Origin of the sequence: Vibrio neonatus (assembly GCF_024346975.1) — a bacterium.
Lineage (GTDB): Bacteria > Pseudomonadota > Gammaproteobacteria > Enterobacterales > Vibrionaceae > Vibrio > Vibrio neonatus.
In genome coordinates, this window is sequence record NZ_AP024885.1 from 497992 (window position 1) to 512949 (window position 14958).

The following is a 14958-nucleotide window of genomic DNA, read 5'->3' on the forward strand; positions in this document are numbered from 1 at the left end:
TGACAGAGACTTTTAAATACAGTTTTCCGAATTATTTACCTCTAGCTTTTTAAAGCTGGAAGTAAAACAAATTTTGCTTGGCGACCATAGCATTGTGGACCCACCTGATTCCATGCCGAACTCAGAAGTGAAACACAATAGCGCCGATGGTAGTGTGGGGCTTCCCCATGTGAGAGTAGGACATTGCCAGGCTTTAATTACGTTTTTAGATTTTATATCTAGAGACAAAAACTGGATAAGGCATTTATAAGACCTTGTTTAGTAACAAATTGGTGCGGAGTGGTAGTTCAGTTGGTTAGAATACCGGCCTGTCACGCCGGGGGTCGCGGGTTCGAGTCCCGTCCACTCCGCCACTAATAAGAAGCCCTAGCAGAAATGCTAGGGCTTTTTTTCGTCTTAAGGAAACTCAAGCAAATAGTACTGCGACAATAATCACACATGCACAATTGTGCATCTATGAATCTGTTTTAGAATTAGGTAAAGTGTCCACTCATAAAACGTCTAATGAGGATTAGAGATGAAAGTGGCACTCAGTAACGTGACTAAGTGGTGTGCGTACAGTCATATGTTTAAAGTATTTCGCGCCTTGATTAAAGGGGGCGATATTTCAGATCAGACGCGTACAGGACGAAACATTGCGCTGCTGGGGATATTCTGTCCATTTTTCTGGTATGCCTTGTTTACTGGGGCGAGTAGAGGGGAGTTGGCTTTTCATGCTATGCACTCGGGTGTCGTATTTTTAATTGGTATTGCGATAATGTTTGTTGGCTTACGACAAAAACAAAGGTAATCAATGGACATTCAATATCTAGACGCATTAAAAGCGTTAGCTGAGCCAAATCGTTTGAAGCTGTTTTGGTTGCTTATCCATGTTGATCAAAAAGTGACTGTTGCTGAAGCGATGGATGTTACTGGAGAGAGCCAATACAACGTATCTCGAAATCTGAAGATGTTGTTTAAGGCGAATTTATTGACTCAAGAGAGGTGCGGTAAGTGGGTGTATTATACCTTAGCGAATCAAGAGTTAGCGTATTGGCAATCCCTTGTTGAGTCTGTAAAACAGCTGCCTAAAGAGCAATTCTTTGATGTGACAAGCCGATGTCGGCTACGACTTGAGATGCGAGTTAATGGAGAGTGTGTTGTTGGTCCAAACAGCGAGCAGTGGCTTGAAGTTAAAGATACAGTCATAGGTTAATAGAGTTTAAATAGCCTAAACACTGCTTTGCATCAAAGCTGAGACTAAGTACTAAACTAGCACTTAGCCTCTAATATTAGTTATTCAGTAACACGCTTAATTCGGGAATGAATAAACAGCGCCAGCAGAATGATTGCGCCGCCTACCACTAAGCGGGTCATGTCTACATCGCGATTCCAGATAGTAACGTTAACGATGAGTCCGGCTGGGATTAGGGCGTTATTCATTATGGCTAGATAGCCGGGGTCGACTTGGCTTGCGCCTCTGTTCCATAGGAAATAGCCTAAACCTGATGCGCCAATACCTAGCCAGACCAATACGCCAATTTGTACAGGATCGGTTGGCAGTTCGGCTTTACCCCATAGTAGCCACGCGATACTAACCACCACCAATGCACCAATATAGAACCAACCAAAAATGTCTTTTTGTGGCATGTATTCGCGGCTTTCTTTGAAGTATTTGTAGGCAACCTGTCCAAAGGCAAAACAGAGGTTCGAGCACTGCACCACAAAGAAACCGATCACGTAGTCTTCGGTTAGGTTATCAAAACGAATTACCAAGGCACCAAGTACCGCTACAAGGGCACTTAAAAGGTATAGAGGGTTGAACTGCTTCTTTAATGCGTCGTATATCAAGGTGACGTAAATCGGCGTAAATACGGTGAACACTAACACTTCGGGTACGGTGAGGAGCAAGAAAGATTGGTAGTAAAAAATGTACATTAAGCCAAGCTGTACACCGCCAATGCCCATCAGTTGTAGTGCTTCTTTTTTCTTAACCGCTTTAAGGCGAATAAAAGGTAAAAATACGATAGCGGCTAACGCAATACGTATCCATACCGATACATAAGCATCCACGTGTCCTGCTAAGTAAACGCCAATTAAGCTAAATGATAACGACCAGATGATCGTGGTAACGATTAGATATATCAAAACTACCTCGTATATCGATAATGTAAATTTTCTTGTTTGCGTGGGCCAGTGATGGTCCAACTAAATTCAACTGCGTTGTCTTGCCATTGCACTGTGCCACTATAAAGATCGTCAGCGCAGACATGGGCAGCATCACTGATCCATTGCTGGGTTTGTGCATGGTAGCTAAGGACAAACAGCTCAACTGCATTGTTACGACCAAAGCGGCTATGCAGCAGTTTTATTTGATGTTCATTTAAGCGCTGCCAAATAAACTCATTTTGCGTATCGACGGTATAGCCATTTTGCTGAAGGGTAAATTGGCCTGCTTCTTTAAAATAGAGTGTATTCTGATCTTCGAGCTCACAAGTCACATCACCATTACCTGCACCCGCCCAACCCATAACGGAATTAGCTCCCGGTTGTGATTGATAGTGGTAGTGATTAATTTTTTGCAGCTCTTGCCAAAGATCAAACATCTTGATTACTCATAATTAAAATCAGTTGCTTACGTTTTATCTCAGTCTATAAGACATAACTCATCGATTGAGTTTGTTTTTGCTTCCCATAAATCGCTGCCCATAAAAAATCCGATAATCATGACTGAATATCGGATTTAAAGTAGGTCAACTATTAGGTCTAAGCGATACCTTGGATAATGACGAATTTCTCTAGTAATTCGTCTTCCGTTTCGACACGTAGTGGGTCGGTAATTATACACTTAGTAATAGGGCAAACAGACTGACACGTGGGAGTATCATAGTGACCTTTGCACTCAGTACATAGGTCAGGATCTATTTCATAGATTGAGTCGCCCATACTAATTGCGCTATTAGGGCACTCAGGCTCGCACATATCGCAATTAATGCATGTATCTTGTATCAGTAGTGCCATCGATTACTTACCTGATGGGTTACGAGTATCTTGACCTGGGTTTAGGTTACGCATCAATAGAGCGAACTCTAGATCCATATCTTCAGGAACAGGAATAAACACAAAGTGACCGTTACCTTTCGCATCATCGATAGTTTCTGATTTACGGTTTTCCATCACTTCTAGGTTAAATACGACGTTACCTTGTGGAGTCATTAGCTCTAGGCTATCACCCACCATGAATTTGTTTTTCACTTCAACTTCAACAAGGTCGCCGCGACGTTTACCTGTGAATTCACCCACAAACTGCTGAGAATCAGAAACCGAGTAACCGTATTCGTAGTTTTGGTAAGCATCGTGAGTGTGACGACGTAGGAAACCTTCTGTGTAACCACGGTGAGCAAGACTCTCTAGAGTGCCTAGTAGGTTTGGATCAAATGGCTTGCCTTCTACTGCATCGTCGATGGCTTTACGGTAAACCTGAGCGGTACGTGCACAGTAATAGAAAGACTTAGTACGGCCTTCAATTTTCAGTGAATGTACACCCATTTTAGTTAGGCGTTCTACGTGTTGAACAGCACGTAAATCTTTAGAGTTCATGATGTAAGTACCATGCTCATCTTCAAACGCGGCCATTTTTTCTTCTGGACGATGAGATTCTGATAGCAAGATCACTTCATCTGTTGGTTTACCAAGACCTAGCGTGTTGTCTGGACGCTCTTGGTTTTCCGTAGTTACCGCTTCTTGAATCTCTACGATTTGACCAGCATCGTCTTCAGTGGCTTTTTCTGCTTTGTATTCCCAACGACAAGCATTAGTACAAGTGCCTTGGTTAGGATCACGTTTATTCATGTAACCAGACAGTAAGCAGCGACCTGAGTACGCCATGCACAATGCGCCGTGAACAAAGATTTCGAGCTCAGTTTCTGGGCAGTGCTCGCGGATCTCTTCAATTTCTTCCAGTGAAAGCTCACGAGAAAGAATCACACGTTCAACGCCTTGAGTTGACCAGAATTTCACGGTCGCCCAGTTTACGGCGTTGGCTTGTACTGATAGGTGAATAGCAATATCAGGGAAAGCTTCGCGAACCATCATGATGAGACCAGGATCTGACATGATCAATGCGTCAGGGCCCATTTCTACAACCGGTTTAAGATCGCGAATAAAGGTTTTTAGCTTAGAGTTATGGGGCTGAATGTTACAAACCACATACAGTTTCTTGCCTTGGGCATGAGCTTCGTTGATACCGATTTGCAGGTTTTCGTGGTTGAACTCGTTGTTACGAACACGAAGGCTGTAGCGTGGTTGGCCTGCGTAAACCGCATCTGCACCATAGGCAAAGGCGTAACGCATGTTTTTAAGGCTACCGGCAGGAGAAAGTAATTCTGGTTTGAACATGTTTTTATACTCTATTCTGATTTCAAGTCAGGATCTCGCCACCATGTGCCGAGATATAAGGAGGGCGAATTTTACGGGATTGCCGTAATAATCGCCACTAAAAAAGTATCTATGTCACAAATTGTAGTGCCAAAAGCACTTAATTTTTCTCTAAACCACCTAATTCGGTGTGCAGATTACCCACTAATGCTAATAATTCTCCGCTCATTAAAGAGAAATCCGCATCAAAACGAGCAGCTTTATCTTCGCGTGGAATATCTTCATTTTGGTCTTTTAGCTCTTCACCAAATTTTAAGCGTTTTAAGCTTGCATCATCAGCCAGTACAAATTCGATGCGCTCTTGCCAGTTTAGCGCCAGCTTAGTGACAAATTTATTGGCTTCGATGTGATTTAAAATCTCTTCGCTTTGCAAATCTTGTTGCTTACAACGGATGATGCCACCTTCTTCTAATGGCGATTTGAGTTCGGCTTCATCTAAGATTTCAAAGCCTGTCGGTTGGCTTTCACCTTTGATCCATTCCGTTAAGGTCTGCTCAACAGCTTTTTCTGGAAGTGCAGGAACAACAGGTAAACTACCGATAGTTTTTCTCAGTAGCGCTAATGCATCTTCGGCTTTTTTAGAGCTTGCGGAATCAACAATGATCACGCCATCTTCAATAGAAACAAGCAAATAGGTCAACTGACTACGAGTGAAAGCACGTGGTAGTAAGTCCATTAATACTTCATCTTTAATGGTGTCACGCTCGGTCTTTTTCAGGCGGCGATTTTCTTGTTGCTCAAGAAGATCCACTTTGTTGGCGACCGCGTCATTGATCACTGAGGCAGGCAGCAGCTTCTCTTCTTTTTTAGCACACAGCAAAATACGATTTTGCGCGACATGGCTCAGCAGTTGATCTTGGCCTGGCATTGCGAATGACCAACCAAACTTTTGCTTATCTTGACTACCACAAGGCTTGAATTGAAACTCTTTAAGTTGTTTTTCTAATGTTTCCGTTTCTATCTCTACTTCACGATTGAAGCGGTAGACTAGACAGTTCTTAAACCACATATTGTGTCCCTGAATTGCGATGGGGAAAATCTAATGATAAATGAAGCATTGCAATAGTGCATAGTACAAATTTCATGTTGTTCAATGAATTTATTATGATTTTTTGTTTTCAATCGCCACAAAACTGTCATAATTTAACTGGATAATATGCGGAGTTTACAAACAGTTGAGGTTATGAAACAAGATGTCTAGAAGAATCCTAGTAGTAGAGGATGAGGCTCCGATCCGTGAAATGCTTTGTTTTGTGCTGGAGCAAAAAGGTTATACGACAGTTGAAGCCGAAGACTATGACACCGCTGTCAGTATGCTTAAAGAACCTTTCCCAGATCTTATTCTTTTAGATTGGATGCTGCCTGGCGGTACCGGTATTAATTTCATCAAACATCTCAAACGTGATGAAATGACTCGCAATATACCGGTGGTTATGTTGACCGCTCGTGGTGAAGAAGAAGACAAAGTTAAAGGCCTTGAAGTAGGCGCTGATGATTACATTACTAAGCCGTTTTCACCAAAAGAGTTAATCGCTCGTCTTAAAGCTGTTATCCGTCGTGCATCTCCTACGTCAACGGAAGAAGCGATTGATGTACGTGGTTTACGCTTAGATCCTGTATCACACCGTGTTACCGCTAATGATCAACCCCTAGATATGGGGCCAACCGAATTTAAAATGTTGCACTTTTTCATGACTCACCAAGAGCGTGTGTACAGTCGTGAGCAGCTATTGAATCATGTTTGGGGTACAAACGTTTATGTAGAAGACAGAACAGTTGATGTTCATATTCGTCGCTTACGTAAAGCCCTAGAAGCAAGTGAGCATCATAAATTAGTCCAAACTGTACGTGGTGCAGGTTACCGATTCTCGACTAAAGCCTAACCAGCAGGTTTATCGAACTCTGGAGTTTGCCGTTAGATGGTAGAAAAACTGACATGGAGAAGGCTGGCTTTAGAGCTGGCTTTTTTTTATACCCCTTGGGTATTACTAGGATGGCTCGTAGGTTACATGCCATGGATGCTTTTGATTGCAACTTTGTTGCAGTTAGGATGGCACCTGCATAATCAGATCCGATTCTCACAATGGCTATGGAACGATAAACGTCTTTCGCCACCATCAAGCTCTGGTAATTGGGAGCCGTTGTTCAACGGTATGTACCGATTGCAACAGCGCCAACGTCGCAAGAGAAAAGAACTCACAGGTCTTATCCGCCGTTTTAGAAATGGCGCTGAATCACTGCCGGATGCGGTAGTGGTATTTCGTGATGAAGGCAATATTGTTTGGTGTAACCGATTAGCGCAGCAGTTGCTGGGCTTTCGCTGGCCTGAAGACAGTGAATTGCCAATCACTAACCTATTACGCACTCCTGATTTTATAAAATATCTCAATAGAAATGACTTCTCTGAGCCGTTAGAAATCCGTTCACCGCTGAATGTGGAACGTATTTTAGAGCTACGTATTGTGCCGTATACCGATGGTGAACACCTGATGGTAGTCCGTGATGTATCACAGCTTAAAACGCTAGAGGGCATGCGTCGTAACTTCTTTGCTAACGTTTCCCATGAGTTACGTACACCGATGACGGTGCTACAAGGCTACCTAGAAATGACGGCCGATCCCGATATGTTAATAGGACCAATGTGGCCTAAAGCGCATGGCGTGATGACGGAACAGCTTAACCGCATGAACAGTCTTGTTGATCAACTGCTGACTTTATCTAAGATTGAAGCGGCTCCTATGGGGGCGGGCGATGACATTGTTGATGTGCCGAAGATGTTGCAGATCTTAGAAAAAGAAGCGCAAGCATTAAGTGGTAAGAATGAGCATCAATTAACCTTTGATGTGGATACTTCACTGAAAATCACTGGCGATGAAGATCAAATGCGCAGTGCGATTTCTAACTTGGTTTATAACGCTGTGAAGTACACCCCCGCAGGTTCGCACATAAATGTCACTTGGGCTGAGACGCCTCTGGGGGCATCATTACAAGTTTCAGATACTGGTGATGGTATTGAGCCTCAACACCTACACAGACTGACTGAGCGCTTCTACCGCGTTGATAAAGCCCGTTCTAGAGAAACTGGTGGCAGTGGTTTAGGCCTAGCAATCGTTAAACACACTTTGAGTCACCATGATTCACAATTGGAGATCCAAAGTGAGGTCGGTAAAGGGAGTCGATTCTCCTTCGTGCTACCTAAGCGCCTTATCACTAGGGAGTTAATCGAGCAGTGAGAGCGTCACGACTAGTTGTACTTGCCATGCTTATGCTGTCATGGACAGCGAAAGCCGTTCAATTGCCAGACTATCGCCATGTACATGGGATTTCTGGCAACTTGTCTTCCGCGGGTTCAGATTCCCTTGCGGGCATAGTAACGGCGTGGGCGGAAGAGTTTTCGGCGTTATACCCAAGCGTAAATGTGCAAGTGCAAGCGTCGGGCAGTTCCACAGCAGTGCCTGCTTTGACCGAAGGCACGGCTCAGTTTGGGCCAATGAGTCGTGAAATGCAGCCAAGTGAAGTGGCTGCATTTGAACGTAACTATGGTTATTCACCGACTGAATTAGTGGTGGCTTTGGATGCGTTAGGCGTTTTTGTTCATCAAGATAACCCGATTCAAGGGCTTAACTTTGTTGAGCTGGATGCAATTTTCTCTGTGACTTATTTTTGCGGTACTAATCGACATATCGAAACCTGGAGTGACCTTGGTATTTTGCAACCTTGGGGCAAGCTAAAGATTCAAAAATTTGGGCGTAACCCAGTTTCAGGAACGTATGGGGTATTTAAAAGCTCTGTATTGTGTGGCGGTGACTTTAATAGCTCAGTCAATGAATTATTAGGCGGCGCATCTGTAGTACAGGCGGTGGCATCGTCTGTGTCATCGATTGGCTATTCAGGTGTTGCTTCTAAAGCCATGGGCACTCGCTTAGTGCCTATCGCCAAGTATGATGAAAACTATGTACGACCAACATCAGAGAATATTATTTCAGGTAAATACCCTCTGAGTCGCAAGCTGTATGTGTATGTGAATAAGCAACCGAATAAACCGTTGCCTATTAGACAACGTGAATTTATACGGTTTATTTATTCTAAGCAGGGACAAAATGCCGTTGCTCGTGAAGGCTACATTCCAATTTCAGCCAGATTTGCCAAGAAAGAGTTAGCTAAAGTCGGTTTAACTCTGGAATAGTGCTTGGATTGCTGTGTTTTTAGTCACTTGTCGAGCGCCGAATAGGCTAAGTGCTTGGCTATTATTGCGGTAAGATTCAAAAGGTGTAGCATCTATCGTCGCTCAACTATCAAATGTGAATTTGATATTGGTATCATCAAGATAGCTGATACTTTAGCTACAGTCTCAAGATCAAAGAAGATCACATGAAATGAATAAGGCTACATCATTGTTAAGAGAGACAAATAGAACTCGTCTACTCAAAGATAAATTGATTGCGGGATTAGTCAGAGCCAGTGGTTTAGGCATGTTGGTTGGTCTGCTCGGTATTCTTATCTATTTTTTCACCGAAACCATTCCAATCTTTAGTACCTCTAGTTACCAGCAAACTGAGTATCAACTGCCGATTGATGGCGGTTCTTTTATCGATACTAAAATCGATAACACGGGTAATAATGGCATTGCGATCAATAATAAAGGTGAGGTGATCTACTTTTCTTTAAAAGATCAGTTTGCGATTCTCAATCAAGCCTTAATCCAAAAAGATCCAGTGGCCATTGCCACTAATACGCCTCGTCCTTGGGTTGCCATGATTGATGCTGGTGGTGATATAGAGGTGGCGATGCCTGAATATATTATCTCGCACTCTAAGATGAGAACCATCTATACGCCCAATTTAAAAGTGAACCAAGAACTGTCGGCTTTAGAGTTTGCTGACTCTGGTTTCAAGACCAAGTATTTAGGCTTTACGGTAATACAAGAAGGGGCGGTCATTGCCCGAGCAAGCGACAGCAAAGTTGAAGTTCTGGATTATGTTATTGGGCCTGAGGAGTCAACGCATCAAATCAAGGAGTTGCCCGCAACCTTTGACCATATCTCTGGTGTGTTCGTAGCAAAAAATGGCTTATATATCGTGGTACTCGATGATGATGCCGTCTCTATCTTCTCCCGCAGTATGCGCAGTGAACCTTTCACCTTATTCTCGCAAAATAAAGATAGGCTAAGAAATGGCTTTCATCGTGCATTTAGCTTCTTAAATGGTGACAAAGGGGCGATAGTCTCTAACTCGCGCAATGAGCTTGAGTTTTGGTTTGTCACTTTCCAAAATGAGCGCCGCTTAAGATCGGCTCGTAAATACATTAGCAGCGGCGAGGTTGTGTCTGTTATCCCAGAGCATACTACTAAGGGTTTCTGGACTGTTGACAAACAAGGTATGTATAGCCTGTTCTATGCGACTAGACCAACGGCAATTTTAAAGATTGAAGGCCAATCGCCGCCGCTATTGAGCTCTTTATCGCGCAACGATAAACACTTAATCAACGTCTATAAAGACAAAATCACTAAATTTGAAATTGAAGCAAGACACCCTGAAATCTCACTCAAAGAACTGACCCAAAAGGTGCAGTATGAGGGCTATTCAACACCTGATTATGTTTGGCAAACCTCATCAACCGAAGAGGACGTAGAGCCTAAATTTAGCTTAATTCCATTAGTCTTTGGCACTTTAAAAGCTGCGCTGTATGCGATGTTCTTCTCTATCCCAATTGCGGTGTTAGGCGCGGTTTATACCGCCTACTTTATGTCCACTAGAATGCGTAACACCATCAAGCCTGCGATTGAGTTAATGGAGGCTTTACCAACATTGGTCATCGGTTTTCTTGCCGCTGTTTGGCTAGCGCCCATTATGGAAAGGAACTTACTCGCCTTTATGCTGAGTATTCTAGTCATTCCATTGACGGCATTGGGTTGTGGAGGCGCTTGGGCATTGTTGCCAAATCGAGTGAAGTCGCAAGTTCCTAAAGGGTTACACCTTATGACCTTGTTGCCTGTTATTATTTTGGTGTGGGCAGGCTTGTTTTACTTTGCGCCTTACCTAGAAAAAATATTGTTTGAGCATGGGCTTATTTACTTCCTTGCAGACAAAGGCTGGGATTATCAGCAGCGCAACACGTTAGTGGTGGGCATTGCGATGGGGTTTGCGGTTATCCCGACAATTTTTACCATTTCAGAAGATGCGATTTATTCGGTGCCGAAACACCTTTCCAACGGAGCGTTGGCATTAGGGGCGACTGAATGGCAAACTCTAACGCGAGTGGTGCTACTCACTGCCAGTCCGGGGATTATCTCTGCCATTATGTTGGGTTTAGGACGAGCAATGGGCGAAACCATGATTGTGCTAACAGTAACAGGCAACACGCCGATTACTGACTGGAATGTCTTTGAAGGGTTACGTTCATTAACGGCCACCATTGCCACCGAGTTGCCTGAATCTAAGGTTGGAAGTTCTCACTATCGCTTACTGTTTTTGTCAGCGTTAATTTTATTTTTGTTTACCTTTATTGTGAACAGTGTTGGCGAAAGTGTTCGCCAGCGACTTCGCGATAAGTATCGATCTTTATAGGCAGGAATAATCGAGTGATTAATTGGTTTAGATCGGGAAAGCCGTGGATTTGGCTAACATCAATGGCCGTGACTATCAGTATCTTATCTATGCTGGCAGTACTGCTATTTATTGGCTGGAAGGGCATGGGGCATTTTTGGCCGCATACGGTGTATGAGTGGAAGAATGAGACAGGACAATCTTTAATTGGGCAGGTGTATCAAAGGCAAGATGTGCCTTGGGAGCAACTGTCGATTACGCAGCGTCAAGCCATTCCAAGCAAGCTACGCCATCAATTAGCAGAAGAAACTTTGCCTGAGCTTGAACGCTTAGTCATTAAAGTCGGCAATCGTGATGTGTATGGTCATGAGTTTGTATCTCAGTTTACTCATGCATGGGCTAAACCTGTCGCAGAGCCAGATTTGCTGGTGATAGAAAGAAAACGTGGCGGGCAGTTTTTTGGGCGAGTCGTTGCCTCTGAAAGTGAGGGGAAAACCCAAGCGATTCATTCATCACAAGATCTTAAGCAATTGCTGAAGCTCACCGAGTCCGAGCATGAAAAGATAGAGGCTCTGTTTGAGAATGCGGTTGAGCCTTTAACAAAAGGCATAAAAAGAAAAGAAATGGTGCTAGGTAGACTGTTGGAAGACGGGTCTAACGATCACCAGCGCATTGACGAATTAGAAGCAATAGAAGAACAATTACGCGCCAATAGAACACAAGCAGAACTGCATATCGAACAGATCCGTGAGCATATCGAACAGCGAACGCTACTGGTGAAAGATATGAATAACGATCTGCACCGTATTAGCTTTGGCACCATATTAGATGCTTGGTATCCCAACCAAATGACGGTAATGGATAAATTGGGGCATTGGTTTAAACAAGGGATTGATTTTCTGATTTCAGAGCCGAGAGAATCGAATTCTGAAGGCGGGGTTTTCCCAGCCATATTTGGCACTATCTTATTAGTGATTTTGATGTCGGTAGTGGTCATGCCTTTGGGGGTTCTGGCAGGGTTGTATTTACATGAGTACGCACACAAACATTGGATAACACGTTTAATGCGTATTACGGTGCAAAACTTAGCTGGCGTGCCGTCTATTGTGTATGGGGTATTTGGTTTAGGTTTCTTTGTTTATACCTTAGGTGGCAGCATCGATGATATTTTTTATTCCGATAGCCTACCTGCACCTACCTTTGGTACGCCCGGTTTATTGTGGGCCTCTTTAACCTTAGCTATGTTGACGTTACCTGTAGTGGTAGTGACCATTGAAGATGGCTTATCTCGCATACCAAGATCGGTCAGAGATGGTGCCTTTGCACTTGGCGCGACTAAATCGGAAACCATTTTTAAAGTGGTGTTGCCTATGGCAATGCCAGCGGTCTTAACCGCTTTGATTTTAGCGGTAGCGCGAGCGGCCGGTGAGGTTGCACCATTAATGCTGGTGGGGGTAGTGAAACTGGCTCCAAACTTACCTATTGATGGACAATTTCCGTATATGCACCTAGATCGTAAGTTCATGCATTTAGGTTTTCATATTTATGATGCGGGTTTCCAGACAACCAATTTAGAAGGGGCAAAGTCGTTGGTATACGCAACCTCTATGCTACTTGTGACCGTCATTGTCGGATTGAATTTAATCGCAATTCGTATCAGGAACTCTTTACGTAATAGCTACCGAAACTTAGGATTTGATGATCATGTATTCTAGCTCTGCAAACATAAATGTCTTGCGACCTCTTGATGTTGCTAACTTATCTGAGAAAAATACGGCAATAGAGATAGAAAATCTCAACCTCTATTATCGTAAAAAACAGGTATTGCATGATATTTCAATGCGCATACCAAAAGGCAAAGTGACCGCCTTTATAGGGCCATCGGGTTGTGGTAAATCCACCATTATGCGCTCAATCAATCGTATGAATGATTTGGTTGAGGGGTGCAAGGTTGAAGGTGCTATTCGATTATTAGGGCATGATATTTATGGCGAAGACGTGGATGTTTCTGCGCTGAGACGACGCATTGGTATGGTGTTTCAAAAGCCAAATCCTTTCCCTAAAACAGTCTATGAAAACGTTATTTTTGGGCTTAGATTACAAGGCATTCGCAACAGTCGAGTGCTGGATGATTGTTGTGAGCGAGCATTACGTGGCGCAGGATTGTGGGACGAAGTAAAAAATCGTCTGCATGAAAGTGCGGTAAATCTTGCCGCAGGTCAACAGCAGCGTCTGGTGATTGCTAGAGCTATTGCCATTGAACCTGAAGTGCTACTGTTAGATGAACCGACTTCGTCGTTAGACCCGATTTCAACGCTAACCATTGAAGAGTTGATCAACGATTTAAAAACGAAATATACCGTGGTTATCGTGACACATAACATGCAACAGGCGGCAAGGGTCAGTGATTTTACCGCTTTTGTACATATGGGGCGCATTGTCGAATATGCAGATACAGACACTGTATTTACTTCGCCAAAAGAGAAGAAAACTGAAGATTACATCACAGGTCGCATTGGTTAAGGAGTATTGAACTAAATGCACACAGGTCGCCATATATCAGGGCAATATAACGTAGAGCTTGAGGCTATTCGTAGCCATGTTTTAACCATGGGTGGTTTGGTTGAACAGCAATTAGCGTATGCGTTACGTTCTTTGGTTAAACAAGATTATCAATTGGCAAAGAAAGTGGTTGCCGAAGACCATAACGTAAACTCAATGGAAGTGATCATTGATGAAGCCTGTACTCGAATCATTGCCAGACGTCAGCCGACGGCGGGTGATTTAAGGCTGGTTATGAGCATCATCAAAACCATTACCGAGCTTGAACGTATTGGTGATGTAGCTTCTCACCTTGCTCGCACCTCATTAGAGAACAAAAGCTCTGATCCTCGTTATCAAAACTCACTAGAGCCTCTGTGTCGCTTAGCGATAGGTATGCTGCATCAGGTGTTAGATGCTTTTGCTCGCCTCGATATTGACGCTGCCGCACACATCTATGATATGGATGATAGGGTCAATGAAGAGTATCAAAATATTATTCGTCAGCTTACGCAAAGCATGATGGATGAGCCGAAAATGATTCCAACCATCTTGCAAGTCATGTGGTCAGCGCGAGCAATTGAACGAGTGGGAGATCGCTGTCAGAATATTTGTGAATACATTATTTACTGCGTTAAAGGCAAAGACGTTCGACACTCAGACAACGAAGAAATTGATAAATACAAAGGCAGTGAATCCGTTTAGCGGATATTGTCTAACACCTGCTTCATAGCCTGAATGGCATTAAAATCCGTTACTGGGATCTGAAAATCATCAATAGTATTTGCGCCCATTTGCGCTTCATCTTGGATATGGAGCATGTGACTTGGGCGCACACTTTTGCCTGATAGGTGTAATTCATTGACGCCGCTTTGCTCAATAATGTACTGGGCATTGCTGGCATTAACGCCTGCTCCCGCCATGATGTTAATGCGCCCTGCCGCTTGTTGATGCATGTTTGCTAGAGTAGCAACGCCTTGTTCTGCTGTGCTTTTTTGCCCTGAAGTTAGCACTCGCTCACATCCTAGCTCGATAATATCTTCCAGTGCCTGTGTGATATTCTTACACTGGTCGATTGCTCGATGAAAAGTCACACCCATACCGGTCGCCGCATCCATAAGTTTCTGACACGCCTCGTAATTCACCTCAGCTTGCGCCGTTAGAATGCCAATAACTACACCATCTAGCTTGGCGCGTTTAGCGGCTTTGATGTCTTCTAGCATGATTGCCACTTCTGCCTCAGAGAATAAAAAGTCTCCCTGACGCGGTCTAATCATGGCATAAATAGGGATGCTAGCGCGTTGCTTGGCTTGTAGCATGAAGCCGTAGCTTGGGGTGAGTCCTCCTAAAGTTAAAGACGAACATAGCTCGATACGAGTGGCTCCTGCTTTTATTGCAGTGCTGAGTGACTCAATATTGTCGATACAAACTTCAATTTGATACGGCATAAAAACCC

At 43.6% G+C, this 14958-nt stretch carries 15 protein-coding genes, 1 tRNA gene and 1 rRNA gene; 11 read left to right on the top strand and 6 right to left on the bottom strand.

The features are described 5' to 3' along the window. Positions 1-76 precede the first annotated feature (76 nt). The 4 genes from rrf to OCU38_RS02380 all read left to right on the top strand — a co-directional run bounded on the left by rrf (position 77) and on the right by OCU38_RS02380 (position 1195). A 5S ribosomal RNA gene (rrf, locus tag OCU38_RS02365) occupies positions 77-192 on the top strand. An 84-nt stretch (positions 193-276) separates the two neighbouring features. Next, positions 277-353: transfer RNA gene (locus OCU38_RS02370), tRNA-Asp, on the top strand. A 164-nt stretch (positions 354-517) separates the two neighbouring features. After that, positions 518-790: a hypothetical protein gene (locus tag OCU38_RS02375; RefSeq protein WP_261823626.1), complete on the top strand. Its 273-nt coding sequence runs from the start codon at positions 518-520 to the stop codon at positions 788-790. Positions 791-793: 3 nt separating this feature from the next. Continuing rightward, positions 794-1195 (top strand): ArsR/SmtB family transcription factor, encoded by a 402-nt coding sequence (locus OCU38_RS02380; protein ID WP_261823627.1) that lies wholly within the window; start codon positions 794-796, stop codon positions 1193-1195. A gap of 80 nt (positions 1196-1275) precedes the next feature. Here OCU38_RS02380 and OCU38_RS02385 read toward each other — a convergent pair whose 3' ends face one another. The 5 genes from OCU38_RS02385 to rdgC all read right to left on the bottom strand — a co-directional run bounded on the left by OCU38_RS02385 (position 1276) and on the right by rdgC (position 5425). Further along, the gene (locus OCU38_RS02385; protein ID WP_261823628.1) at positions 1276-2127 is read right to left on the bottom strand and encodes a DMT family transporter; all 852 of its coding nucleotides are present in this window, start codon (positions 2125-2127) and stop codon (positions 1276-1278) included. A gap of 2 nt (positions 2128-2129) precedes the next feature. Next, a complete protein-coding gene (locus tag OCU38_RS02390) occupies positions 2130-2585 on the bottom strand; it encodes a DUF6314 family protein (protein WP_261823629.1) in 456 nt (151 codons plus the stop codon). A gap of 160 nt (positions 2586-2745) precedes the next feature. Next, positions 2746-3000: a YfhL family 4Fe-4S dicluster ferredoxin gene (locus OCU38_RS02395; RefSeq protein WP_023404775.1), complete on the bottom strand. Its 255-nt coding sequence runs from the start codon at positions 2998-3000 to the stop codon at positions 2746-2748. Between the two features lie 3 nt (positions 3001-3003). Beyond that, positions 3004-4377, bottom strand: coding sequence for a prephenate-dependent tRNA uridine(34) hydroxylase TrhP (gene trhP, locus OCU38_RS02400; RefSeq protein WP_152822464.1), 1374 nt, complete (start codon positions 4375-4377; stop codon positions 3004-3006). Between the two features lie 139 nt (positions 4378-4516). Next, the gene (gene rdgC, locus OCU38_RS02405; RefSeq protein WP_261823630.1) at positions 4517-5425 is read right to left on the bottom strand and encodes a recombination-associated protein RdgC; all 909 of its coding nucleotides are present in this window, start codon (positions 5423-5425) and stop codon (positions 4517-4519) included. Between the two features lie 184 nt (positions 5426-5609). On the opposite strand from rdgC, the gene phoB reads away from it, so the two are divergent. The 7 genes from phoB (at position 5610) to phoU (ending at position 14207) form a co-directional block, all read left to right on the top strand. After that, positions 5610-6299: a phosphate regulon transcriptional regulator PhoB gene (gene phoB, locus OCU38_RS02410; RefSeq protein ID WP_152822470.1), complete on the top strand. Its 690-nt coding sequence runs from the start codon at positions 5610-5612 to the stop codon at positions 6297-6299. 36 nt (positions 6300-6335) lie between these two features. Beyond that, entirely contained in the window at positions 6336-7649 is a 1314-nt protein-coding gene (phoR, locus tag OCU38_RS02415; RefSeq protein ID WP_152822473.1) for a phosphate regulon sensor histidine kinase PhoR, read from the top strand. A gap of 26 nt (positions 7650-7675) precedes the next feature. After that, positions 7676-8602 carry a PstS family phosphate ABC transporter substrate-binding protein gene (locus OCU38_RS02420; protein WP_390625250.1) on the top strand — a complete coding sequence of 309 codons (927 nt, stop codon included), beginning with the start codon at positions 7676-7678 and terminating at the stop codon, positions 8600-8602. 190 nt (positions 8603-8792) lie between these two features. Continuing rightward, entirely contained in the window at positions 8793-10982 is a 2190-nt protein-coding gene (locus OCU38_RS02425) for an ABC transporter permease subunit (protein ID WP_261823632.1), read from the top strand. Then, positions 10979-12676, top strand: a complete 1698-nt coding sequence (gene pstA, locus OCU38_RS02430) for a phosphate ABC transporter permease PstA (RefSeq protein ID WP_449357635.1) — start codon at positions 10979-10981, stop codon at positions 12674-12676. The genes OCU38_RS02425 and pstA overlap by 4 nt, the downstream gene beginning before the upstream one ends. Beyond that, positions 12666-13484 carry a phosphate ABC transporter ATP-binding protein PstB gene (gene pstB, locus OCU38_RS02435; protein WP_152822479.1) on the top strand — a complete coding sequence of 273 codons (819 nt, stop codon included), beginning with the start codon at positions 12666-12668 and terminating at the stop codon, positions 13482-13484. The genes pstA and pstB overlap by 11 nt, the downstream gene beginning before the upstream one ends. Positions 13485-13499: 15 nt before the next feature. Further along, positions 13500-14207 (top strand): phosphate signaling complex protein PhoU, encoded by a 708-nt coding sequence (gene phoU, locus OCU38_RS02440; RefSeq protein ID WP_152822481.1) that lies wholly within the window; start codon positions 13500-13502, stop codon positions 14205-14207. On the opposite strand, the gene OCU38_RS02445 is transcribed toward phoU, so the two are convergent. Beyond that, positions 14204-14950 (bottom strand): copper homeostasis protein CutC, encoded by a 747-nt coding sequence (locus OCU38_RS02445; RefSeq protein WP_261823633.1) that lies wholly within the window; start codon positions 14948-14950, stop codon positions 14204-14206. The genes phoU and OCU38_RS02445 overlap by 4 nt on opposite strands. Between the last annotated feature and the right edge of the window lie 8 nt (positions 14951-14958).